Below are 22698 nucleotides of genomic sequence, written 5' to 3' on the forward strand. Positions count from 1 at the left end.
TCCCCTGCCCCTCTTCTAGCTAACTTCGATAACTTGCTCAGCATCAAGCAAAATCAAATACTTGTGGCTGACCCGTTTGCTGGCAAAAGAATTTAGTGCCCGCTCGTACAAGCGGAGCTGGCCGGTGTACTTTTCTTTGATTTTGGAGATGGCCAGCTCCAAGTGGTCAGTATCAATATGGTCAGTCTTATAGTCAAATAATATGATACCATCATCGCCAGTAAAGTACCCGTCAATGGTACCATGAATCAAAATTTGTGCGCTAGGATCACTAAAATCAGCAAACAGTTTGGCCGCTGGTAGTAGACTCGAAAACTCGACTTCACGCTGCAAATTTTCCGGATTCCGCCAAAAATCGCGGGCAAAATCGCTGTGCACGAACCAATCAAGCTGATCTAAGTTTAGGCTGGGGACAATTGCCGCCTGCAGCTTATTCTGGTCCACTAGGTCATCCAGTTCGTGTTCTAACTGGGCCCGGTCACCGGGTCCGCGATAATCATAATATTGCAAAATAAGGTGCATTGCCGTGCCAATCTCAGCCCCGGTATACTTAGTTTCAAACAGAAAGTTGGGCTTAGTATCAATTGGTTGAAGGTAGCGATTTGTCGAGGACAATAGGTGGGCATTTTCCAGTTCGACATCCAGTGGATCGTTGAAGACTTTTTTGATTTCTGAGACCGATTGATAAGCCGTTGTTTGGCTGGCGTCCTTAAAAGGATAAGAAAAGTCATAAAGTTTTTGGGCGGTCTTCTCTAGCAAGGTGGCTGGATCATTTTTTGTTTCATGGTTTGCTGGCGCGACTACCGCTGCTTTAATCGGTTCTTCTTGGTAGTTGAAGATGAGCAGGTCTTGGCTTTCATCAAGGGCAGCAGTAACCTCACCAATGGTCTGGGGGACCTGCCGGTCCCACTTAATTGCTGGCCCAATGTAGCTCATGGGACTAGTTGCGGCTAACTTATCATGTAAAGTCAGCTGGCGGTGGTGAGCTGACTGCTGGTCCCAGACTTTGGTTGTCTGGGGTACGTTCTTTAAATCAGCAACAAGAATCAGCTTTTGCCGAGCTCGCGTCATTCCCACGTACATAATACGGGCCTCTTCTTCAAGCAGCTGTTGCTTTTTATCCAAATTGTCAGCGGACTTAAGCAGTGTATCAGCCCAGTAATGTTCCTGGCGGACCGTTAAGCCTACGTTATCGCCGCTAATGAGGTAGTTATTGCTGAGCTCACGCATTTGAAAGCGGTGTTGCAGGCCAAGGTAAAAGACAATGGGAAATTCTAATCCCTTGGACCCATGGATAGTCATCAATCTGACGGCGTGATCAGCTTCCTTAGTTAAGAGCGGCTGGGCCAAGTCTTTCTGGCTACGGCGCATGCGCTCGATAAAGTTAATAAACTGGTAAAGCCCCTTAAAGCCGGCGCTTTCGTATGAAGTTGCTCGCTCATACAAGGCCTCAAGGTTAACTCGGCGCTGCTTGCCGTTAGGTAAGGCTGTCATAATCTCTAAGAGGCTGGTTCGTTCATAGATACTCCAAATTAACTCAGAAATACGGTGGTTGGTTGAGAATTTTCGCAAATCTTCCAGTTGATTTAAAAAGTCTTTAACCTTTGAACTTAGCTGATCGCTTACCGTCAAATAGGCGGTTAAGGCATAATAAAAGCTGGTTTTAGGGCTCTGAATTCTGATCTTAGCCAGGTCCGCTTCAGTAAAGTTAAACACCGGCGACCGCAGCACTGCAACTAATGGAATATCCTGGTCGGGATTATCAATAATCCGCAGATAATTCATAATAATAGTGAGTTCCAGCGTTTGGAAGTAGTTTTTGGCGTCAGTTACCAGCAGTGGTAGCTGGTTTTTGGCAAATTCTTGCATAATTCGTAAGTTGTCACTGCGGCTCCTGGTTAAAATGGCAATGTCACTGTATTCAAACTTGCGTAATTTACCTATTTGCGAATCATAAACCTGCAAATTTTCATTGTTGAACTGCTTGATGCGGTTAATGACCATGGCAATCTCAGCAGAATCAAGCTCATCGTCATCATCCTGGCGCTCCTCATTAGCTTGTTCCTGATCATGATAAATAAGCTCGGTAGCTTGCGGCAAGGGGGCGGGATAGTAGTCGGCTCCCCAAACTAACTGTCCTTCCTCAGCATAATTGATGCCGCCAAAGCCGGTTGTTAGGACGCGGTCAAAGACCTGGTTGACAAACTTGACTACGGGTTTAGTAGACCGAAAATTCTCAGAAAGCAGAATACGTTCCGCACCCAGATTTTTCTGGTCGGCAGCCTGGTGGTACTTATGCAAAAACAGGGCCGGTTCAGCCTGCCGAAAGCCATAGATAGATTGTTTGACATCCCCCACCATAAATAAGTTGTTTTGTCCCTCATGTTTAATTAATTGGAGAATTTTTTCCTGCAGGGTATTAATGTCTTGATACTCGTCAACCATAATTTCTTTAAACTTGTTCTGGTAAAAGGAGCGCGCCATTTGTGAATTGGTGGTATCTTGACTGAGGATTTGGTAAGCGAGCTGCTCCATATCACTAAAGTCGAGCAGATTTTCTGACCGTTTCAATCCAGTAAAGCGATCAATTAAAGCCAGTTCAGCTCTGGTAATGGCCGTAGTGAGTTGCTGGCCCTTATCTAGCAACTCAACTTGCTCTTTTTCAGTGGTCGCATAAAAAGACGTAAAAATAGTAAAAACTTGTTCTGTTGCCTCATTTTTGAGAGCCAGGGCCTCGTCATAAAAGTCCAACAGATCTTCGTCCCATTTTTTGGACCGCCGCATTCCGCTAGCAAAGGTGCAGCTACGTAACATTGCTCGTTGTTGGTCATAGTTGGTATCACTTTTGAGTTCGTCTAAGTAGCAGGTTAAACACTTTTGAAACAAAGTGAAATTTTCTTTAACTTTATTCAGCTCCTTGCTCTCAAGCAGAGTTTCTTCTAGCAATTCTGCAAGTTTTTGCTTTAGCTCAGCAAAGATAGCCACTAAGTAGGGTTTAATCCTATCTTGCCATAAGGCAGATGCTACAATTTCGCCTTGAATTTCATATTTTTGTGCCAGGTCATTAAGCCAGCTGCGGTAATCGGGCTTGGCTAAGGCGTAGTCATAGAGGTCAAGCAAGAGGTTCTGGGCCGCTGCTACATCCCGGTCACCGGCAAAGTTTTGATAGAATGCAATAAAGCCCGGGTCTTGCTTTTCCAAAAATTCGGCTTCGATTTCCTGCAAAGCCCGCTCGCGCATTAAGCCAGCCTGAGTTTCATCAGTCAAAATGCTGAAGCTAGGGTCAAGGTCGATCACATAATAAAAACGGTGGATAACATCAAGACAGAAGGCATCAATCGTAGAAATATTGGCCGCATCAACCAGGTTAAGCTGCTGACGTAAGTATTGTGAATTAGCGGCCCGATTAACTTGTTTTTGTAATTCTGCCTTGATGCGGCTTTTCATTTCTTGGGCGGCAGCCTTTGTGAAGGTTACCACCAGGAGTTGGTCAACTCCAGTGCCAGCACTAATTTCTTGTAGCAAGCGTTGTACTAAAACTGTCGTTTTGCCACTGCCAGCTGAAGCGGAAACTAGGATGTCTTGATCGCGATCAGTGATTGCTTGTTGCTGTTTTTTTGTGAATTTAGGCATGTTATTCATCTTTTACTAATTTTGCTTTAATCTTGGCTAGTAATTCCTTTTTACTAAGATTGCCGATACGGTGATATTGATTCTCTTTAAGCATGGCATCAAAAAAGAAAATATCGCGGTAATCAGAATAAGCTAGTGCATTAACCGCCTTGCCGTATTGATAAGGGTTAAGCTTGATTTTGCCCGCGAGAATCTGGCTCGCTGCACCTTTAATCAAAGCTTCATCGTATTCCAGCAAGAGTTTGAGCTCATCGTCATTGAAGGCGTTCCCTCGAACAGTTATGCTGCCATCCTTTTTAGCGCTAATGCCAGCATAAAGTTGTGAGGACGAACTAGGCTGCTTTAATTCCGGCTCCGCTTCGAGCAACCTTAATTGGTCATTATTAATTAAGCCGGTGTACTTCAGCCGCACTTGACCATCCAAGCTAGGTTGCTTGATGGTAAGATCACTTGCATAAAGATTCTTGCCGTTCAAACGCTCAACCTGGCGCGTAACCGTTTGGTAAAAGGCGCCGAGTAACGCCAGTGGCTGTTGACCAGCGAAAAAGTCCTGGTTTTGCGCCAGCACATCAAGATATGACACCATCTGCAAGGATATTCCGTTATAAAATAGTCCAAGGTTGAATTTTTGTGCCGAAGATTTATAGTCAATCACTTGGGCCAATACCCCTTTTTGCTCTGGTACCGGAGCCAGGTCAACCCGGTCCATTTTACCGCGCAGGTTGACTTGGTGGTTGCCAGCCAGGTCGGGCAATTCGAAGTTTAGTCCGGTCACCTGCTCACCCAGGCCAAAGCTTAGCTCGGCATACTTGGCCCGGAGCGGAGTTTTTTGCACCGCTTGGTGCCAGTTCCCTGCTACAGCTGTGGTTGTCTGATCCAAACAGTTAAATAAAAATTGGTTAAACGGATCAGTCAGTAGTTGCTGGTATCTAGCCTCTGTTTTCATTTTACCGCGTACCAGGTCCAGCAGTTGCTTGAGGGTTTGTTCATCAATTTCTGCTAGATCAAGTGAGCGCTGGCTGAGTTCCTTAACCAGCCGGTCGAAGGTTTCGTGAAAGTAATTACCAGCCTGAATAACATCGAGTTCATTATCAAAGCGCTTCCGCAAACGTAACCCATAGTTCAAAAAGTACTCAAAGGAGTTGCCATAGAAGGTTTCAAGCTGTGAGACTGATGAATTGAGGTTTTCCCCGTATAGTTGCTGGGCCAAAGGCGCCCCGATATCTGTTGGTTCATTAATAAATTGACTGCCGGCCAGCACTAAGGCCGTTTTTTGCGGCAGCCGTTCCGCTGTCAGCTTGAGCAAAGCGTCGACTGCAACATTCTGGTCAGTCCGTTGCAGGTAGGTCAGATAACCTAGGCTCGCTTCAGGATTAGTCAAAAATGATAATAGCTCTTGCCGTTTTTCCGGTAAGTCATGTTGACAAAATTCCGCCGCCCCAGCCTTTTTAAAGCGTTCATAGTAAAGTGACGGCTCAACGGCCTCATTTTCGCTACCAGCAACGGCATAAGATAAATAAACCTGGTCTTGAGCCAGGGCCAGCGATAAGCCGAATTGGTAGTTCTGGTCTAGGTTACTGAGTTGCTGCCGGTCTTCAAGGTAAGCATCCTCGCCGAAGTTCGTACTCAATTGTTCCAGGTTTTCCGTACTTAAGAAGCCAGGGGTAGTCTGAATTTGCGGTAGACCATTACTGGTCGCCCCCAGAATAAAAACTTGCTTATAGCCATCAACTTGCACAATTCCAGTTTCGGAAAGATCAACGGCGTCTAAAGTGGACGGGATTTGTGAAAAAGTGGCTTCCTTAAAGCCATTAACCAGCACAGCAAAAAATTCAGCGGAAGTAAATTCAGCTGGATTGATCAAGAAGTAATCACGCAAGAGGTTAATTAACAAGTCCCAGACCTGCTCGGACTGGCGTGCTTGCTGCAAATCGCCCTGATCTTGGGCAGCTTCACGCCATCTTTCTAAGCTGCTTGGCACGCCGTTTTGCGTTAACCAGTTAAAGAAAACAGTAAGAGCCTGCTGGGTGTCCTTTTCATTGGCTAACTTGGTTAGGAGGTCCGTAACCTGCTTGACAAAGAAATTTTTTAACTTGTTGATTTTGGCCACCTGATCAGGGACCTGATCAAGGCGAATCGTTTTGGCGGCAACAAAGGACGTAAAGTCGCGCTGCCAGAGCTGATGGTTAATACCGTGGGCCAAGACAAAATTCTCCAATTGATCGACATCTTGGAGGTAGGCAGCCTCATCCTTGTACCATTTAGGAATGATTAGGTGAGTTTTCATAATTGTTAAGAGATTTTGCGTCTGTAGCGGCTTGGTTGCTAGCTGGGCAATGTTTTCAATTAAGACTACCAAGGGATGGTACTTCATTTCCTGCTCTAGATCATTGAAAAAAGGAATGTTATTTTGCCGTAAGATCGGTGTCAAATAGGTTTCGTACTCATGTAAATTAGGCGCTAAAACCAAAAAGTCGCGGTAGCGATAATGCTGTAATGCTACCTGCTGGTAGATGGTGCGGGCAACGAAGTAGGCTTCAGCATAGCGGTTATCTGCTCGAACTAGTTGCACCTGATTCAGTTCACTTGGAGCCGGGCTAATGCCGGTCCAGAAGTCATTCAGTCGTTCACGCTGGTTAAGTACAGGTGAGATTGGCACCGTTTCCACTTGATATGGCAACTTATGCTGGTTCATGTAGTTAAGCAGTTGGTTGATGGTCGTTTGAATAACGTAATCGTAGTCGCCTGGTTCAGGGTCCCGGTTGATATCACCGGTTTGGGTTTTAAAAGCCAGCGTAACACTACGGGCATGAAGCATAAGTAGTTTAATCGTTAAGCATTCTTGCAGGGTAAAGTGTGAAAAATCGCTAAAATAAAAGTCGGTGTGCTGTAAGTCTGGTTGACTAGCTAAATATTCGTTTAGCTGCAGTTGAACTTCATTAGAAGTGGAGAATTTACCCGCAATGCCAGCAATAAAGGCATCATAAATCACCTTCAAATCGGTCAGCTTATTCTTGGTTTCAAGATCCAGCTTTTCGGAGTCAATGTCATCAAGGTCAAGATTCCCCGTACGAACTTCTAAAATCGTTTCATAAAGCTGCTTTACGAGACCAGGACTAATATTGGCACTCTTAAAAAGATGTAATTCAGGTCGCTTTTGCTCGATTATTTTAGCAAGTAGCATGGCCGCAGCGGCATCGTCAAGCTGACTGGGGATGCTGGTGGGAGCATCTTTTAAAAAGAACCAAGCCAGCCGCGAAAAAGACAGAACCTGTAAATTTTTTACCGCTTGCTCAACCTGCTGCTGGCTGACGGCTAGTTTGCTTATTGCCCGTACTTCTGTGGTAAACTTAATGTGATTAGGGACAATGACAAAAGTTTCTTGTTCTGGTGACTGCTGATAATTTGTAACCGCCAGTTGCAAAACTTGTTCTTGCAGCTGGTCGGTCTGTCGACCGACTAAAATTTTGATCATTTGTGCTCTGCTCCTCTGCTACATATTTTAGCATAGGAGCACAGTTTTGATACAGACAATAAGGATTTTAAATTAAATGAAAAACAGTTATTTGGCTCATGGTAAAGTGATTTTAATGGGCGAACACGCCGTTGTTTATGGCTACGATGCCTTAGCTCTGCCCCTTAAGTCGCTGCAAATCAGGACTACGGTTGAACGTGCAGCAGAAATGTGGATGGCGACCGCCAAGTACCATGGTCCTTTTTGGGCGGCACCAGCTGAATATGATGGATTAAAGTACGTAGTAAGAACTATGCTGACCAAAGCGGCCAGTCAGCAGCCCCTTAAGTTCACTTATCGCGGTCAGATTCCCACTAAGCGCGGCCTGGGCTCAAGCGCCAGTGTTGCTCTGGCTACTACGCGGGTGCTGAACGATTATTTTAAGCTGGGGCTCACTGAGGCAGAAGTTATCGCTATTACTAACCAGGCTGAAACAATCAATCACGGCCAAGCATCAGGTTTAGACGCCGCCACAGTTAACTCTGACCACCTAATCTTTTTTAACCAAAAAAGGGGGCCGGTAGCCCTGCAAGCGGAACTAAAGGCAAGCCTGTTGATTATGGATACTGGTGAATTGGGCAGCACTAAGGAAGCGGTCGCACTAGTTCACCAGCAATTGAAGCAGTCCCCGGCAGCAGCAAGCAAGCTAGCGACTCTAGGACAATTAGCAACTGAAACCAAAACAGCTTGGCTTAAGCAAGACCAGCAAGGTGTCGGACACAACTTTAACCGCGCCCAAGCGATTTTGACTTCCTTGGATCTTTCCACTGCCAAAATTGCCGAACTGCAAAAAATTGCCCTCTCTCACGGTGCGTTGGGTTTTAAACTATCTGGCAGTGGTCTGGGCGGTATTGTCATTGCCCTGTGTAAAGACCAGGTACTGGCGCGGAGAATAGCTACTGCATGCCAGTCACTAGTTACTAATAGCTGGATTGAGGAGATTTAATGGAAAAAACTGTTCGTGCACACACTAATATTGCGTTAATTAAGTATTGGGGCAAAGCAGATGCTAAACTGCGTCTGCCCTTAATGTCTAGTCTGTCAATGACCCTGGATCAATTTTATACCGATACAAGAGTGGTCAAGAGCGACCAAGATCGCTTTTTTCTTAATGGCAGTGAACAAACCGGTTCAAGCAAGCAACGGGTTTTTGACTACCTACATGTCTTACAAAAGCGCTTGGGCCAGACTGGACATTTGCGGGTAGAATCCACTAACCACGTGCCGACAGCCGCCGGCTTGGCCTCATCCAGTTCGGCGTTTGCTGCTCTGGCTGGGGCTTTTTGTGCATATTATAAGGTGGAAGTCAGCCGTAAGGAGTTATCTCGGCTCGCCCGGCTCGGCTCGGGCTCTGCCAGTCGATCAATCTATGGCGGCTTTGCCATCTGGCAAAAGGGCACCGATGATGCTTCATCCTATGCCTATGCCCTGGATGAAAATCCAAAGCTGGACTTGCAACTGCTAGCGGTTGAACTGAATCAGCAGCCTAAGTTCTTGTCTTCAACTGGCGGGATGAGTCAAGCACCCTCCTCTCCCTTTTTTCAGCCCTGGTTAGCGCGCAACCAAGAAGAATTGGCGGCCATGACTAAGGCTATCCAAGACAACGACTTTTCTCGCCTGGGTCAGCTGGCTGAGTTGAATGCCAATGAAATGCATGCCATCAACTTGACCGCTGCATCTGGCTTCACTTATTTTGAACCAGCAACTATTGCTGCTATCAAGCTTGTCCAAAAAATCCGGGCTAGCGGCATCGAATGTTACTACACCATTGACGCCGGTCCTAATGTCAAAATTTTGTGCCAATTAAAAAATGTAAAAGAAATTACTAAGCAGTTTGTATCAGAATTTGAAAATGCTAAGATAGTAATGCAAAGTTTTGGTCCAGGTATCAGCTACCTGGACTAGTTGATGTTTTTAATGATTAGGAGAATGGATTCTTTTGATAACAGAACAAGCCCCCGGAAAGTTGTATATTGCTGGAGAATATGGTGTTTTAGAACCAGATTGCCCGGCTATCTTAGTTGCGGTCAACCAGTTTATTCGGGTCTCAATTACGAAAACTAATTCTGCTGCCGGAATAATTCATTCTAGACAATATTCCCAGGATTCAATTCATTGGGTACGGCGGGGCTTCAAGATGGTCATTGACAATCGGGATAACCCCTTTGAGTATATTTTAGCTGCTATTTCATACACTGAACGGTTCTGTCTTGAGCAGCATGTGAAGATGAAATTGTACGACTTGCACATTAATTCGGACTTGGATTCTTCCGACGGTAAAAAGTACGGTCTGGGGTCAAGCGCGGCGGTTACCGTAGCCACGGTTAAGGCGATTTTACGTTTTTATAATGTGCCATTTAGTAATGAACTGGTTTACAAGCTTTCAGCAATTTCGCATTATTCTGTCCAAGGTAACGGGTCAGCTGGTGACATTGCGGCCAGCGTATATGGTGGCTGGATTGCCTACCAAACCTTTGATAAGAACTGGCTCAAGCAAGAACTAAACCACAAAACACTGTCAGAGGTTGTTAATGAGGCTTGGCCTGGTTTGAAAATTCAGCTCCTTACCCCGCCAGTTGGATTGAATTTGATGATTGGTTGGAGCCAACAACCCGCCTCTACTTCGCGTCTGGTGGATGAAACTAATGCTAATAAGGCGGCCCTTAATGGTGAATATCAGCAGTTCATTGACCTTTCCCGGCAATGCGTCTTGGAAATGATTAATGGTTTTGAAAATAAAGACATTCACTTAATTCAAAAGCAAATCCGCGTAAACCGGCAATTGCTGCGTCACTTTGCGCGGATTAACCAAATTGCGATAGAAATTCCGCGCCTGTCTAGGTTAATTAACATTGCGGAAAGTTGCGGGGGGGCTGCTAAGACATCTGGCGCTGGCAACGGTGATTGCGGGATCGTCATTGCTGATGCCCAAACAGATGTTACAGCCTTAGAGCAAGAATGGCGCCAAAATGGGATCATGCCACTCAACTTGCACGTGCACCAAAGCAAAATTAAGCAGTAGAGGAAAAATATGTCAATCAGATCTAAGCGCAAAGAAGAGCACCTTACTTTAGCTAGCAAGTTTTACCAGCCTCATCAGGTCAACAGTTTTGACCAAATGCATTTGGTCCGGCCGGCGTTGCCGGAAGCACGGCTTAACTTAGCAGCTATCAGAACTAAGATGTTTGGCAAGGATTTAGCGGCCCCTTTTTTTATTAATGCCATGACGGGCGGCTCAGCCAGGTCCCTGGTAATTAACCGGGCACTTGGTCAAGTTGCTAGCCAAGCACAGATTGCCCTAGCTCTGGGTTCAGCTAGCATCCTGGTCAAGGAAGAAAAGCAGCTAGCCAGCTTTATGGTTGCTCGTGAAGAAAACCCAACTGGCGTAGTTATTGCCAATATTAATGCCAAGACTAGTCCTACGGCTGCTCAAAAAATCGTGACTGAATTAGCGGCTGATGCAATTCAAATTCACCTCAACACAGTCCAAGAAATAGCCATGCCAGAAGGCGAACGAGATTTCCATTGGTTAGCAAATTTACGTGAATTGCGCCAGGTCTTGATTGTACCCATAATTATCAAGGAAGTTGGTTTTGGTCTAGATGAAGCAACTATGGTCTTGCTCCGCCGCGAGGGTTTTGACTTGGTTGATATTGCCGGTGCTGGTGGCACTAACTTTGCTCAGATTGAAAATGCCCGTAATCCTGCCGACCTCTCCTATTTGGCCGACCTGGGCCTGCCCACCGTCGTCTCAGCTGTGATGGCTAGCCGCGCCCAAGTCGATTTCGTGGTTTCTGGCGGGGTGCGAAACCCGCTAGACGTGTTAAAGGGGCTTTGTTTAGGCGGTAAGTATGTTGGCATTTCCAACTTTTTCTTGCAAACTTTGCTTGACCACGATGCTGCCTACCTGCTACAACTGATTCAGGCTTGGCAGCAAGAACTTGCGGGGTTGCTTGCTGTCTATGGTCAAGCAGATCTGGATAACTTGGCAGCGATTAAGAGCTATTATGACTTGCCGTTAAAGAACGTACTTGACCAACTAAATTAATATTAAAAAATGCTAAGTAATTATCCTTAGCATTTTTTAGTTATTCTGTTAGCAGGCGCCAGATTTCTTTTTGGACAGCACTTTGGTTGCTGGAACCAATCACGTGGTTAGCTGCCCGCTTAGCACTAGGTAGAGCCGTTCCAGTGGCATAGCTCCGGCCCACATATTTAAGCATGCCGACATCGTTTCCGCTATCGCCAAAGGCAACCATTTCACGGGGATTAATCTTCAGCTTAGTTGCCAGGTACTTCAACCCGGTTGCCTTATTTAGCCCCTTAGTTGACATATCAATTGAATTCGCCGAACCAGCCACAAAGCTAAGCTGCGGGTATTCGCGCTCTAAATGTGCCAGCATCACCGGTAGCTGCTCATCAGCCACTTCAAAGGTGGCCTTGAGGATTTTATCGTCTAAGTGCTCAAAGTTATCGACCAGAGTGAGTTTTTCGTAGTATTTTTTTAATTCTTGGGCAAAGTCAGCACCGTCTTTAGTTAAAACATAGGCGCTAGCCAGGCCAGAAACGGTTACTTTTTCATCGAATCGCTTAATTATTGCTAAAACAGTTTGCCAATCTTGCTCGGACAAACTACTGACGTGGATAACCTGCCGGCCCTTGGCCACCAGAGCACCATTTTCAGCAACATAGTACAGTTTATTAGCTACCTGGGGAAAGCGTGAATAGAGATTTTCGAATTGATTACCGCTGGCCACGACGAATTTAATCCCCTGCTCTTGCATGAGAGCGAATTCGCGCAAGAACAGGTCTTCATCATAGGTTTTTTCATCGGTTAACCAGGTACCGTCCATGTCTGTTGCAATTAACTTAATCATTCTTGTTCACTCAATCTTTCTTTAATATTCGCAATCCTTTAGGATAAAAATTCTTTAAAATACCATTACCAGTTACTTTGCCAAAACTAAAAATGAAGTTGTGGTAGCTGACCAAAACGAATCCCCGCAGTGCTGTTTTAACCGGTAGTGTTTCACCGTGTAAATAGCTTAAATAAGCGGCTGCACTAAGGTCAATTACCCGCTCTTGCTTGACCTGCCCTAGTAGCATTGCGAGTTGGTGACCGGGTTCAAAGCGGTTTTTCTTTAACAAGCCCAACTCACTACCATTATTGACTACCTTAACATGTAAGTTAGCCGGCGGTAGAACTGGGATAAAGACATGGCCGTGACTAACGCGGCTGCGGTTAGTCCATTCTGCAAGGCAAGTTGGTAAAGTGAAGGAATCAAGTACGGTCGCCACCAGTTCTTGTTCAGCACGGTTTAGCCCACCTTGCGGAATTTTTGGCTTAGCCAGCTTTTTTTTCGGTGACGGGCATGATTGTGTTTCCTGCCTAGGTAGACTTAATTTAGCGACAAATTGCCCTTCACCCAAACCGTCAAAGGGCCAAAAGCGGATAGTCTGGCTTAAGCAAGTCTCGCCCTGGGCCCATTCAGGATGGCCACTAGCCACCTTAACCCCTGTTAGTGTCAGCGGTTGAACCTGGAAGTCAAACTGTTCCACTAGCCAAGAAACGACCTGTTCATTTTCTTCTGGCGCAAAAGTGCAGGTCGAGTAGATTAACTCTCCTCCTGGTTTCAGCATCTTGACTGCTGCAAGTAAAATTTCCTGTTGCCGGCGCTGGCACGTGAGGACGTAATCCTGTGACCAATACTGCGCTGCAGCTGGATTTTTGCGGAACATACCCTCGCCGCTGCAGGGTGCGTCCACGAGTATTTTATCAAAAAACTGGGGAAATTGAGCAGCTAAACTTGCTGGTGCTGCACTAGTAACTAGTGCATTCGCAATTCCCCAGCGTTCAATGTTTTCACGTAAAATTTGGGCACGACTGGCTGAAATTTCGTTGGCCACAAGTAACCCTTGCCCGCGCAAAGCCTCTCCAATAGCAGTACTTTTGCCCCCTGGAGCAGCACAGAGGTCAAGTACTCGGTCGCCCGGCTGGACCGCAGCGCTGCACGCTGGAAACATTGCAGCCGGTTCTTGCGAATACACGGTGCCACTGACCCATTCCGGATCGCGGCCGCCAACTTGGCCATACCAAGCATTACTGATGCCTGGGACGGGCCTGGCTTGGGAATATGATACTTGTTGAAATGACTTTAACTGGTTGATACGGTAAGCCTTTTGGGGCGCATCAGCCATTGCCGCAAAAAGTTCTTCGGCTTGGCCTTCACCCAGTAAATGGCGGTATTTTTGACAAAAAGTAGTGGGTAAGTTAAGCATGTGGGTCGCTCCTGCGCGTTAGATAAAAAATACTGCTAATGAAAGCAATCGAAACCAGCAACCAACAAGCTAAAAGTAGCCCAAGCAGGTGCTGTGTATTGGAAAAAAAGGCTCGCCAGCACAGGAAAAAGTAAGCTGCTAGGGCTAGCAATAACTCAATTAACATTATTCTGATACCGCGGTTGACGAGCCAGTTACGCAAGAGCTTGCCGTTCAGATGAGTCTTTTTAACGGTTTCCCAGTCAATTAAGGCCAGGAAAAAGTTACAGCTGCCCGCGAATATGATTAGACCAATGGCCAGTAAGATCTCCTTAACTACCGAAAACTTCCGGTTTTGATGTTTTTTGACAAAGGGCGGTGTTTTCAGTTTAGCGCCATAATGTACAGCTAGTTGGCGGCTTATTTTAACTGAACTATCAATAATGATTACATAGTTTTGCAATTTAAACCGGCCGGTTGGCTGCTGGGGTCCAGTGGTTAGATAGTATTCGTTTTGTTTCATTTGCCGGTAATGCTTGAATGTACCAATTACCGTATAATACTTGTTACCCAAGTCGACGTACTGGTTATTTTGAACTTGTAGTGTTTTGACGCGGGCATTTTGGCCCAAGACTGCGAATGAAACCTTACCTTTGAAATCGTCCCGGGTAAAGTAGCGCCCGTTTTCAGTTGGCAAGGTAACTACATCGTGATTGGACCAGATCAAAGTCTGATTGCGCTCATGCTGACTGGCTAAGTGAACTTGAATCTTGCGTTTGGGGTACTTTTTTTGTAAAAAACGCAAAAATGCACTAACCGTTTGCTTACTTTGTACTTTAAAGTAGCGGGTATTGTTGCTGAGACCGTATGCTTCCAAGAGTTGGTCTGCCTGGTCAGACTGAATGTTGGATAACATGCTACCGATGCCTAAAAAAGACAGAAAAAGGATAATGATTAATATAAATTTTTTAACTTTCATGTTTTAGCTCAAATATCTGTTCATTAATAAAATCAAAACTGTTAAAGGAACGATTGATGCGCTGCAAACCCTCTGAATGGAGAAAGTGCATGGAATGCCAAAAGGCAGCCGAGTTGGTTGCTCCGTTCCGCTCACCAACAAAGAGCAGGTGTGCATTGGGGTTGTACTTCCGCCAAGCATGAACTGCTTCAAGGTCGCTATGGTCAAAGTTGGGAGCCCAGGAACAGATAATCAGCTGGACTGCGGCAAATCGTTCGATGGCCGCCGGGGCAGACGCATCAATGACGGCAACACTTGGTCGGGACCCCGTCTTAGAAGTTTTAGCCCATTCAAGCGAGTCGGTTGCTACAGTTGCAATTCCGGCTAGATTCAGGGCCTTAGACCATAGAGCATTACCAGCCATAATTTCTAGCGCCTGCTTGATGTGCAACTGGTCTCTGATTAACCTGGCCGTAGTCAAATTGGGGATGGACCAGACACCGTAGTGAATTGCTAAAAACTGACGCAGGCTGTTAAAGAGCTGGTTGATAACCTTAACCTGGGTTTTTTTAGTTGGTGCAGTGCGAGCCATAATTTGTTCAAGTTCAGCAGGTGCAAAGCCCAGTGCTTGAGGTGCGGTAGCCGGTATTTTGGCTTGCGCAATCGTAGCTACCAGCTCCTGAACTACTTTTGCCTGCGCGTGGACTTCATGGTCGGCCAGCTCGGCATCTAGTTCATTGATTTTTGCTAGAAAGTTCATTTTAGAAGAAGTCATATAATGATTTTACCATTCGAGCGGGCAGATTTCAGTGATAAGCAAGCATAAAGCTGCAAATTAAAAGGCACTCAAGTTTTCCTTGAGTGCCTTTTTCACGTCAACTTAGCGACTAGCGGCCATGTAGTCATAGAGTTGGTTAATCTCCTCCGAGGTAAACTCCCCTAGGCCGGCCTTCATGGCGTGAATCTTTTCCACGGATAAGTGGCAGGCAAAAGCCAAGCCCGTATCAGTGATCTGATGCTTAACTTGATATGCGATAATTGCAGCGGATAATTCTTCTAGTTGCTCATTCATGATAAATTCTCCTTTACCCATATTTTAGCGAAAAAAACGGGCAAATTCAAAAATTGCTGCTAATAGCCTTGCATTTGGTTAAGTGGCCAGTACCTAAAGAAGACCTTGCCAATTAAGTTTGCCCGCTTTACGGGTCCAAAAATATGGGAGTCTTTAGAAATGTCACGATGATCACCCATTACATAATAGTATCCTTTAGGAACTTTATAGGTGAAGTTGTTGGTGTAGGTGTGGCCGGCATGATTAGCGGCCCGTTTGTATTGGTTATTCAGATAGGGTTCAGATAAACGTTTGCCGTTAACATACAGCTGATCATTTTTAGAAACAAGTTTGTCCCCTGGCAGACCAATGACCCGTTTAATGTAAAGGGCACCAGGAGCATCCTGGGCGGCTTTTGGTGCCTTTAAGACGACGATTTCATTACGCTTAGGCGTAAAGTGCCGAATGGCAAACAAGCGCTGATTATTTTCCAAGGTAGGCTGCATTGAACCACCATCAACCCGGTTATTGGATAACACAAAGGTGAATACGAGGTAGAAGATGCCTAAGAATACGGCCATCATTACCACAACATCGAAGAGAAACTTGCCTAGACTTTCTTCTTCGATTTGTTCTTTTCTTTTTGTTTTAGCCATAAAGCTGCTCCTTTGAGATAGATATTGCTTAATTATAATCAAAATTTGCCCGCTTGCAAGAGGAAGTCAATTCTTCTCCCGGGCTTCAAAGAACTTACTGATTAGAAGCGTGTTGGCGGTCATAAAAATGGCATCAATCACTAGCATGACCAGAACGACGAGGACCAAATCAGCACTGGTATTATTGCCATTACTCTCGATAAATTCAAGAGGAGACGTAATGATATACATGACAAAATTCTTAGACTTAACTAGAATCCAGGCTAAAATAATAATCAGTAAGACATGAATAATTTGGAGTAGCGCTTGACTTGAAACACCAGGAATAAAGTCTAAGATTGCCTGGCTTGAAAAATTAAGGAAACTAATAAAGAGGTAACCAAAAAGCATAGTTAGGATAATTAAGGCCAGCGTACTTAAGCAGTTAAAGACCACTTTTTCTGAAATATGGTAGTGCCCGATCGTACTCAGGAAGTCGCCCAGGCTCGCACGCAAGCTGGGGGCAAGGAAAAGCGACAGTCCATAAACGAAAAGCGCTGGCAAGATGGCTAACAGCAGGTAATACCCCATAGTAGCAAGAGAACTTAGCATGTTATCCAGATAAAATAGCGGATCGCTGATTGGCGTTAGCCGCAAGGTTGGGCTACGATTAAACCGTTCATTTTGAATGCAAGTGATGAGATAAAAGACCAAGCTGAAAAATAGTACAAAAACCAGGTAAATGGCAAGCAGTCCAGAAAAGAAGTAAGTAATGTTGATGTTACCCAGGTAAGTGCCGTTAGGCATGTACTTAGCACCCCGGTTATCAAAGGTCAAGATACTAAGAACCAGGACCCCGATGCATTGAATCAACAACAGGGCATAAGCCCCTCTACTCTTTAAGTTAAATAATTTGGTAAATAAATGCTTAAAAACTGTCATTTTACTCCCTCTTTCTTGGATACATATGCTGCTTATCTGTTCAGCTTACCGTAGCCTATTCGAAAAACTGCAAGTTATTTTTTCTCCCGGGCTTCAAAGAACTTGCTCATTAAGAAAGTATCAGCGACCAAAAAGACGATATCAATTGCCAGCATGACTAAAATTGAAATACCTAACTTGTTGCTGGCATTATCACCAGTCCCTAAAAAGAAATCAAGCGGCGAAGCAATTATCCGCGCTAGATACCCATTGGCCCGAGTTAGTAACCAAGCGATAAAAATGATCAAAACTAGCCTGATGATGCGCAGAACGGTCTTATTCGAAACATCCGGCAAGAAGTCTAGAATGGCGCTACTCGAAAAGTTTAAAAAGCTAACTATGAAGTATCCAAAAAAGCTGATTAAAATAAGTAACATCAAGATTCCCAGCAGGTTGAAAACAACGTCGCTGCCAAAGTTGATGTGGGCCTGTTGAAGAGCCGCTTGAAGATTTGAAAAATCAAGCTTCGTTACCTGTCGGAAGCTGGCATCAAACGTGTAAGAGGCCCCAAACAAGACAAAAATCGATAAGACATTCAAAATTCCATAATAAGCTAAAGCTACAAAGGAACTGAGAACATTATCGAGATAAAAGCGGCTGTCGCTAATTGGCGTCAAGCGGAAGGTCTGGTTCCGGTTGGTACGTTCATTGGCAATGCAGGTGGTAATATAAAAAACTGGGATAAAGAGAAAAGAAAGGGACGCATAAGTCGCCAAGAGTCCAGGGAAGAAACTGGTAAAGGAGTTATTTTTAATAGCTACTTGGGGAGAACCAACACTGATAAAAGTGATAATGATTAGCGCCAGTGCAACGACAAATTGAATGAGTAGCATTGAATAAGCCTTTTTCGTTTTCGACTTAAACAGCTCAGCAAATAAGCGGTTAAAAATTGACATTATTCTTCCTCCCCCTGGTAAAGCCCCTCGTAGTATTCTTCAACACTTACGTTGTTGGCCCTGATTTCTTCAGTCGACTTGTGCGCATAGATGGTGTTGCCTTTAATAATGACTACCTCATCGAGCATCGAAGCAATCTCATTAACAAAGTGGTCCGAAATTAGAATGGTGGCTTGTTCGTCCTTCCAGCGAATGATCGAGTTAATAATCTTCTTGCGGGCCATAGCATCAATCCCAGAGAAGGGCTCATCCAATAAATAGAGGTCAGCTTTACGGGCAAAGGTCAAAGCAATAACCAACTTTTCACGCATCCCCTTTGACATTTGCGATAATCGCATGTCTTGGTTCAACCGCATGAATTCGAGCAGTAAGTTAAACTCTTCCTTGTCAAAGTCCTGGTAAATCACTTCAAAAAACTTCACAATTTCTTTGACCTTGGTTGAGCCACCAAAGCCCGTTAAACCATCCGTAAAGGAAGTGTGTTCCTTGCGCTCAGCTTCGCGGCTAAAGCCAGCGACCTTAACTACTCCCTGGTAATTCTTGGCCATGCTACAGATAATCCGCATGAGGGTGGTTTTACCCGCCCCGTTCTCACCCAGAAGGGCCACGATCTTACCGGGAGTCAGGTCGAGGTTGATATCCGCTAAAATCGTTCTTTGGTTCTTCTTATAGCTTAAATCACTGATTTCTAAAAGATTTGCCATATTTTTACTCCTACTTTATGTATTCTTGCAAAATTGTACTAACTTGGTCGCTTTCCACGCCCAACTCTTTCATACTTTGGACAAATTTTGCTAATTCACTATTAATCAATTTCTGCTTGGTCTGCGCCAGCAAGTCAGTATCAGAGGTTACGAAGTTACCTTCGCCCCTTTTGGTATATAAAATACCCTCAACATTCATTTGTTGCAGAGCCCTTTGAACCGTATTGACATTAACTGTCAGCTGTACGGCCAGGTCACGCACCGAGGGGATTTTTTTACCGGGTTGCAGCTTGCCAGTAATAATTTGCCGGTAGAGGTACTGCTTGATTTGCAGGTAGATGGGAATGTTATCCTTGAATTCCACGAGTTCACCGTCCTTTTACACTGTATTATTTATCTAATACACACCTGATAATAACTCTTCTTAATCTTTTATGCAATCTTTTTAATTCATTATTTACAAGTTTAATTAAGCGCTGATTATTTACTTTAATTGCATCGTGTTCCACAAGTTTGCCGTATTGCCCTTAATTACCTAAAAAGGCCGATAAAAGCATTGCTAGCAATGATTCTACCCGCCTTTTTGGCGCTTAATAATAATTGTGCATAATTAGAATTGCTGGTTGAGCCAGGCAAAACCGTTGATTTAGCAGCTTTAGCAACAATAACAAACTTCAACAAAAAAGTGCTTTTGCTACCTTTTTTGTTCCACTAGTGACGGTTTTCGGCGTTCATTTTGACCATTTTGACCATGTTGACCATCACATCAACCGCCTGATACATGGCTTCTAACACGGTGTACTCAAAACGGCCATGCATGTTTTCTTCTCCCGCAAACAAGTTTGGGCAGGGTAAGCCCATGTAGGTCAACTGTGAACCATCGGTTCCGCCCCTAACTGGCTCCTCATTAATTGTTAGGCCCTCGGCCTGGTAGGCTGCTCTAGCCAAATTGACGATGTCCATTCGCTTTTCAAGTTCATCAGCCATGTTGTAGTATTGATCCCACATTTTTAACTTAATCCGCTCAACGCCAAAGTCTTTATTCATCTTATTAACCAGTGACTGCACTAGCTGCTTGCGTTGCTTTAGACCGGTGCGCTCAAAGTCGCGGATGATATAATCCAAGTGGGCATTATCGACCGTTCCGGAAAAGTTCATTAGGTGAAAGAAGCCTTGGCGACCAGCGGTTTTTTCAGGGACTTCGTCCTGGGGCAGCTGCTTTTGGAAGTCGATTCCCACCTGAATCGCGTTAATCATCTGTCCTTTAGCAACTGCTGGGTGGACGTTGACCCCCTGGATATCAAGCCCGAATTGGGCCGCTGAAAAAGTACCCCAGTCAAGTTTACCGGGCGCTTCACCGTCAACGGTGAAGGCGAATTCAGCACCAAAATCGGCCACGTCAAAATGACTGGCCCCGGTGCCAATTTCCTCATCTGGGGTGAAGGTGAGCCGAATCTTGCCATGCTTTATTTCTGGATGATTCAGCAGATATTCCGCCAAAGTGACCAGTTCAGCTATCCCGCACTTATCATCGCCCCCTAGTAAGGTATCGCCTGATGCAGTAATAATAGTTTGACCGCGGTAGTTTTTGAGCTTAGGAAAGACTTCTGGATCAAGGTAGAAGTCTGAATCTCCTAACTGAATTTTCGATTGACCATCATAGTTTTCATGCACCTGCGGTTGCACCTTTGTGGCATTAAAATCAGCAGTATCACAATGGGCTAAAAAGCCCATAACTGGTACCTCACGGGTCAATAGTGGTCGGAATTTCGGCGATTACACAGCCCGCTTGCTGGTTATAATGGACATCCGCCAAGCCTAATTCTTTCAGCTCGGGCATAATCACTTGCTTCTGGAAGTCCTCTTCACGCTTGCTTGATGGAAATCGCTCAGCATGTTCATCCGAGCGCGAATTAACCTTAACGTACTTTAAAAACCGCGGCAATAAATTTGAATATTCCATCTTACTCCTATAAATTAACCAAAATCTTGAAATGGATTAGTTGAAACCTGTGACTGGACAACGGGTATGGCCCTGCCCTGCGCGGCTAGCCACTGGTCCAAGCGCTCAGCTAATTTTTCTTTAAAAATCTTTTCGGTATAATGACCAGGATCAACCACTGTCAATCCGGCCGCAATCATATCATGTCCCGTATGGTAATAGACATCGCCAGTAATGAAGGCATCCAGTTGGTCATGAACGGCTTGATGCCAATACTTATTCCCATCACCGCAGATAAAGCTGACCGTTGAAATCGGCTTGTGATTATCAGTAGTAATTAAGCGTACCAGCTTAATCTTCAGCTTTTCCTTAACGTAATAAGCAAATTCCTCTGCCGTCATCGACTGCTGCAATTTACCCTTGCGGCCAATTGCAATGCCATCGTCATCAGGGCAGAAAGGTTCAATATCTAGTAAATCTAACTCTTCGGCCTGCCAGTCACTTGAACCATCTTGGGCCTTGTCGGAGTTAGTATGAATTGCATACACGGTAATTCCATGCTTGATCAGCTTAGCATAAATGGCATTTTGCGGGTCAGCAAAATCTAAATTGGGGGCTGGACGGAAGATTAACGGGTGGTGGCTAATGATTAGGTTCACACCCTGGTCAATGGCTTCGTCAACCACCTGCATGCGGACGTCAAGGGTGGTCATGATTTTGGTCACTACCTGTTCCCTTGATCCAAGCTGAATTCCTACTGGATCACCGCTGCTAGCTATTTCTTCAGGGAAGTGGCGTTGCAGCAGCTGGATTATGTCGCTAACTTGGGTCATCTAGTACTCCTTTAATCATGGTAATTTCTTCTTTAATTTGCTTGATGTGGACGCTATCCTTATTTTTAGCCTTATTTAGGTTAAGCAGTAGCTTTTCGTGATAGGCTAACTGGTCGCGCCATTTTTGGATAAAAACGAGGCTTTTGGTCTGTAATAAAAAAGGGCCAAAGTAAATCTCTTCCGGACTTAATTCTACCTTAGTCCTGGCTTGTCGGGCCTTGATTAGTTCGTAGGTGTGACCAGCTTCAGCCACAATGCTTTCAGCGGTGATGGTATAGTCATGATCTCGCAGCCACTGCCGGACTCCAGGTTCACCCACATTTGGTTCTAGCACCAAAGTGGCAAAACTCATTCCTTTAAGCCATGCCTCAGCTAAAATTTGTGTCATCAATTTGCCGCCCATTCCGGCAATAATGACGGTATCAACCTGGTCTGCTACCGTTATTGGTGCAAGGCCTGGACCCAAGCGAGTCGCAATTTTGGAGCTGAGGCCCGCCTGGCTAATGTCTGCCTGCGCGTTGGCCAGGGGTCCCTTAGCAATGTCGCTGGCGATGGCAAAATCGACTTTACCAGCCGTGACTAATTCAATTGGCAAGTAGGCGTGATCGGTCCCGATATCGGCAATCCGGGCGCCCGCGTCAACCATGCTTGCTAGCATCTTTAACCGTAAATTCACTCTATAACCCACCTTCTCTGTACTAAAATTTTAGCATACTCTGCTAGCTAAAGGGCGAAAAAATCGTCCCCGGTCTTTTTAACTTGTGTTAGCATATAATTAATAATTAATTAAGTAGAGAGGAAATATTCAATAATGGACAGAACCGAACGTGTGACTCTAACCAACATGTGTATGATTACCGCCAATCACCAAATTTTGGTTTTAGACCGCAAGGATCCTACCTGGCCGGGACTGACCTTTCCCGGCGGCCACGTTGAAGCTCATGAATCCTTTCATGATGCTGTCGTGCGTGAAGTTAAAGAAGAAACCAATTTAACCATCACGGATCCCCGTCTTTGCGGGCTTAAACAGTTTTATGATGACCAGAACCAGCGCTATCTAGTCTTCTTTTACATTGCAACTAAATTTCAGGGAACAGTCAAGTCTTCCCCTGAAGGTAACCTAACTTGGATGACCCAGGAAGAACTGCTTACTCACCAACTGGCTGAAAACTTTGACCGCGACCTCCTGGTATATTTCGATCAAACGCGGCAAGAACATTTACTCGATGGCGAGCGTGACGAGCTATTTTAGTAGTAAATTTAGTAGCAAACCAAAAAACTAGCTGATTGAAC

General features: G+C 45.1%; 19 protein-coding genes and 1 pseudogene. 5 read left to right on the forward strand and 15 right to left on the reverse strand.

The window, feature by feature from the left end:
* Positions 1-15: 15 nt before the first annotated feature.
* Positions 16-3633 (reverse strand): helicase-exonuclease AddAB subunit AddA, encoded by a 3618-nt coding sequence (gene addA, locus ACSYSN_RS03830; protein ID WP_491712819.1) that lies wholly within the window; start codon positions 3631-3633, stop codon positions 16-18.
* A gap of 1 nt (position 3634) precedes the next feature.
* Positions 3635-7108: a PD-(D/E)XK nuclease family protein gene (locus ACSYSN_RS03835; RefSeq protein ID WP_491712820.1), complete on the reverse strand. Its 3474-nt coding sequence runs from the start codon at positions 7106-7108 to the stop codon at positions 3635-3637.
* A gap of 76 nt (positions 7109-7184) precedes the next feature.
* On the opposite strand from ACSYSN_RS03835, the gene mvk reads away from it, so the two are divergent.
* From mvk to fni, 4 genes are read left to right on the forward strand one after another with little or no spacing between them, the layout of a single operon-like run.
* Positions 7185-8093 (forward strand): mevalonate kinase, encoded by a 909-nt coding sequence (mvk, locus tag ACSYSN_RS03840; protein ID WP_491712821.1) that lies wholly within the window; start codon positions 7185-7187, stop codon positions 8091-8093.
* Positions 8093-9052 carry a diphosphomevalonate decarboxylase gene (gene mvaD, locus ACSYSN_RS03845; protein ID WP_491712822.1) on the forward strand — a complete coding sequence of 320 codons (960 nt, stop codon included), beginning with the start codon at positions 8093-8095 and terminating at the stop codon, positions 9050-9052. Before mvk ends, mvaD begins: the two co-directional genes overlap by 1 nt.
* Before the next feature lie 34 nt (positions 9053-9086).
* Positions 9087-10169: a phosphomevalonate kinase gene (locus tag ACSYSN_RS03850; RefSeq protein WP_491712823.1), complete on the forward strand. Its 1083-nt coding sequence runs from the start codon at positions 9087-9089 to the stop codon at positions 10167-10169.
* A 9-nt stretch (positions 10170-10178) separates the two neighbouring features.
* The gene (gene fni / locus ACSYSN_RS03855; protein ID WP_491712824.1) at positions 10179-11195 is read left to right on the forward strand and encodes a type 2 isopentenyl-diphosphate Delta-isomerase; all 1017 of its coding nucleotides are present in this window, start codon (positions 10179-10181) and stop codon (positions 11193-11195) included.
* Between the two features lie 40 nt (positions 11196-11235).
* Here fni and ACSYSN_RS03860 read toward each other — a convergent pair whose 3' ends face one another.
* The 13 genes and pseudogenes from ACSYSN_RS03860 to ACSYSN_RS03920 form a co-directional block, all read right to left on the reverse strand.
* On the reverse strand, positions 11236-12024 hold the full coding sequence (locus tag ACSYSN_RS03860) for an HAD family hydrolase (RefSeq protein WP_491712825.1): 789 nt from the start codon (positions 12022-12024) through the stop codon (positions 11236-11238).
* 10 nt (positions 12025-12034) lie between these two features.
* Positions 12035-13426, reverse strand: a complete 1392-nt coding sequence (locus ACSYSN_RS03865; protein WP_491712826.1) for an RsmB/NOP family class I SAM-dependent RNA methyltransferase — start codon at positions 13424-13426, stop codon at positions 12035-12037.
* Positions 13419-14384, reverse strand: coding sequence for an ABC transporter permease (locus ACSYSN_RS03870; protein WP_491712827.1), 966 nt, complete (start codon positions 14382-14384; stop codon positions 13419-13421). Before ACSYSN_RS03870 ends, ACSYSN_RS03865 begins: the two co-directional genes overlap by 8 nt.
* Complete coding sequence (locus tag ACSYSN_RS03875; RefSeq protein ID WP_491712828.1) at positions 14374-15138, reverse strand: SAM-dependent methyltransferase; 765 nt, start codon at positions 15136-15138, stop codon at positions 14374-14376. Before ACSYSN_RS03875 ends, ACSYSN_RS03870 begins: the two co-directional genes overlap by 11 nt.
* A gap of 105 nt (positions 15139-15243) precedes the next feature.
* On the reverse strand, positions 15244-15435 hold the full coding sequence (locus tag ACSYSN_RS03880) for an LBP_cg2779 family protein (RefSeq protein WP_491712829.1): 192 nt from the start codon (positions 15433-15435) through the stop codon (positions 15244-15246).
* Between the two features lie 59 nt (positions 15436-15494).
* On the reverse strand, positions 15495-16070 hold the full coding sequence (lepB, locus tag ACSYSN_RS03885) for a signal peptidase I (RefSeq protein ID WP_491712830.1): 576 nt from the start codon (positions 16068-16070) through the stop codon (positions 15495-15497).
* Between the two features lie 66 nt (positions 16071-16136).
* Positions 16137-16991 carry a hypothetical protein gene (locus tag ACSYSN_RS03890; RefSeq protein WP_491712831.1) on the reverse strand — a complete coding sequence of 285 codons (855 nt, stop codon included), beginning with the start codon at positions 16989-16991 and terminating at the stop codon, positions 16137-16139.
* Between the two features lie 74 nt (positions 16992-17065).
* Positions 17066-17926 (reverse strand): hypothetical protein, encoded by an 861-nt coding sequence (locus ACSYSN_RS03895; protein WP_491712832.1) that lies wholly within the window; start codon positions 17924-17926, stop codon positions 17066-17068.
* Positions 17926-18630, reverse strand: coding sequence for an ABC transporter ATP-binding protein (locus ACSYSN_RS03900; protein WP_491712833.1), 705 nt, complete (start codon positions 18628-18630; stop codon positions 17926-17928). Before ACSYSN_RS03900 ends, ACSYSN_RS03895 begins: the two co-directional genes overlap by 1 nt.
* 10 nt (positions 18631-18640) lie before the next feature.
* Positions 18641-18994 (reverse strand): GntR family transcriptional regulator, encoded by a 354-nt coding sequence (locus ACSYSN_RS03905; RefSeq protein WP_317636786.1) that lies wholly within the window; start codon positions 18992-18994, stop codon positions 18641-18643.
* A 347-nt stretch (positions 18995-19341) separates the two neighbouring features.
* Positions 19342-20593 (reverse strand): annotated as a pseudogene (gene pepT / locus ACSYSN_RS03910) (peptidase T).
* Positions 20594-20607: 14 nt separating this feature from the next.
* A complete protein-coding gene (locus tag ACSYSN_RS03915; protein WP_491712834.1) occupies positions 20608-21405 on the reverse strand; it encodes a Nif3-like dinuclear metal center hexameric protein in 798 nt (265 codons plus the stop codon).
* Entirely contained in the window at positions 21392-22081 is a 690-nt protein-coding gene (locus tag ACSYSN_RS03920; protein WP_491712835.1) for a tRNA (adenine(22)-N(1))-methyltransferase, read from the reverse strand. The genes ACSYSN_RS03915 and ACSYSN_RS03920 overlap by 14 nt, the downstream gene beginning before the upstream one ends.
* Before the next feature lie 135 nt (positions 22082-22216).
* Between ACSYSN_RS03920 and ACSYSN_RS03925 the strand changes: the two genes are divergently transcribed.
* On the forward strand, positions 22217-22657 hold the full coding sequence (locus ACSYSN_RS03925; RefSeq protein WP_491712836.1) for an 8-oxo-dGTP diphosphatase: 441 nt from the start codon (positions 22217-22219) through the stop codon (positions 22655-22657).
* Positions 22658-22698 lie beyond the last annotated feature (41 nt).

It is taken from the genome of Lactobacillus sp. ESL1191 (assembly GCF_058504435.1).

Coding starts and splice junctions, on each gene's coding strand:
- ACSYSN_RS03870 (WP_491712827.1), bottom strand. CDS start 14,384: ATGAAAGTTAAAAAATTTATATTAATCATTATCCTTTTTCTGTCTTTT.
- ACSYSN_RS03895 (WP_491712832.1), bottom strand. CDS start 17,926: ATGTCAATTTTTAACCGCTTATTTGCTGAGCTGTTTAAGTCGAAAACG.
- ACSYSN_RS03865 (WP_491712826.1), bottom strand. CDS start 13,426: ATGCTTAACTTACCCACTACTTTTTGTCAAAAATACCGCCATTTACTG.
- ACSYSN_RS03915 (WP_491712834.1), bottom strand. CDS start 21,405: ATGACCCAAGTTAGCGACATAATCCAGCTGCTGCAACGCCACTTCCCT.
- ACSYSN_RS03880 (WP_491712829.1), bottom strand. CDS start 15,435: ATGAATGAGCAACTAGAAGAATTATCCGCTGCAATTATCGCATATCAA.
- ACSYSN_RS03925 (WP_491712836.1), top strand. CDS start 22,217: ATGGACAGAACCGAACGTGTGACTCTAACCAACATGTGTATGATTACC.
- ACSYSN_RS03860 (WP_491712825.1), bottom strand. CDS start 12,024: ATGATTAAGTTAATTGCAACAGACATGGACGGTACCTGGTTAACCGAT.
- lepB (WP_491712830.1), bottom strand. CDS start 16,070: ATGGCTAAAACAAAAAGAAAAGAACAAATCGAAGAAGAAAGTCTAGGC.
- addA (WP_491712819.1), bottom strand. CDS start 3,633: ATGCCTAAATTCACAAAAAAACAGCAACAAGCAATCACTGATCGCGAT.
- ACSYSN_RS03900 (WP_491712833.1), bottom strand. CDS start 18,630: ATGGCAAATCTTTTAGAAATCAGTGATTTAAGCTATAAGAAGAACCAA.
- mvaD (WP_491712822.1), top strand. CDS start 8,093: ATGGAAAAAACTGTTCGTGCACACACTAATATTGCGTTAATTAAGTAT.
- ACSYSN_RS03835 (WP_491712820.1), bottom strand. CDS start 7,108: ATGATCAAAATTTTAGTCGGTCGACAGACCGACCAGCTGCAAGAACAA.
- fni (WP_491712824.1), top strand. CDS start 10,179: ATGTCAATCAGATCTAAGCGCAAAGAAGAGCACCTTACTTTAGCTAGC.
- ACSYSN_RS03890 (WP_491712831.1), bottom strand. CDS start 16,991: ATGACAGTTTTTAAGCATTTATTTACCAAATTATTTAACTTAAAGAGT.
- mvk (WP_491712821.1), top strand. CDS start 7,185: ATGAAAAACAGTTATTTGGCTCATGGTAAAGTGATTTTAATGGGCGAA.
- ACSYSN_RS03875 (WP_491712828.1), bottom strand. CDS start 15,138: ATGACTTCTTCTAAAATGAACTTTCTAGCAAAAATCAATGAACTAGAT.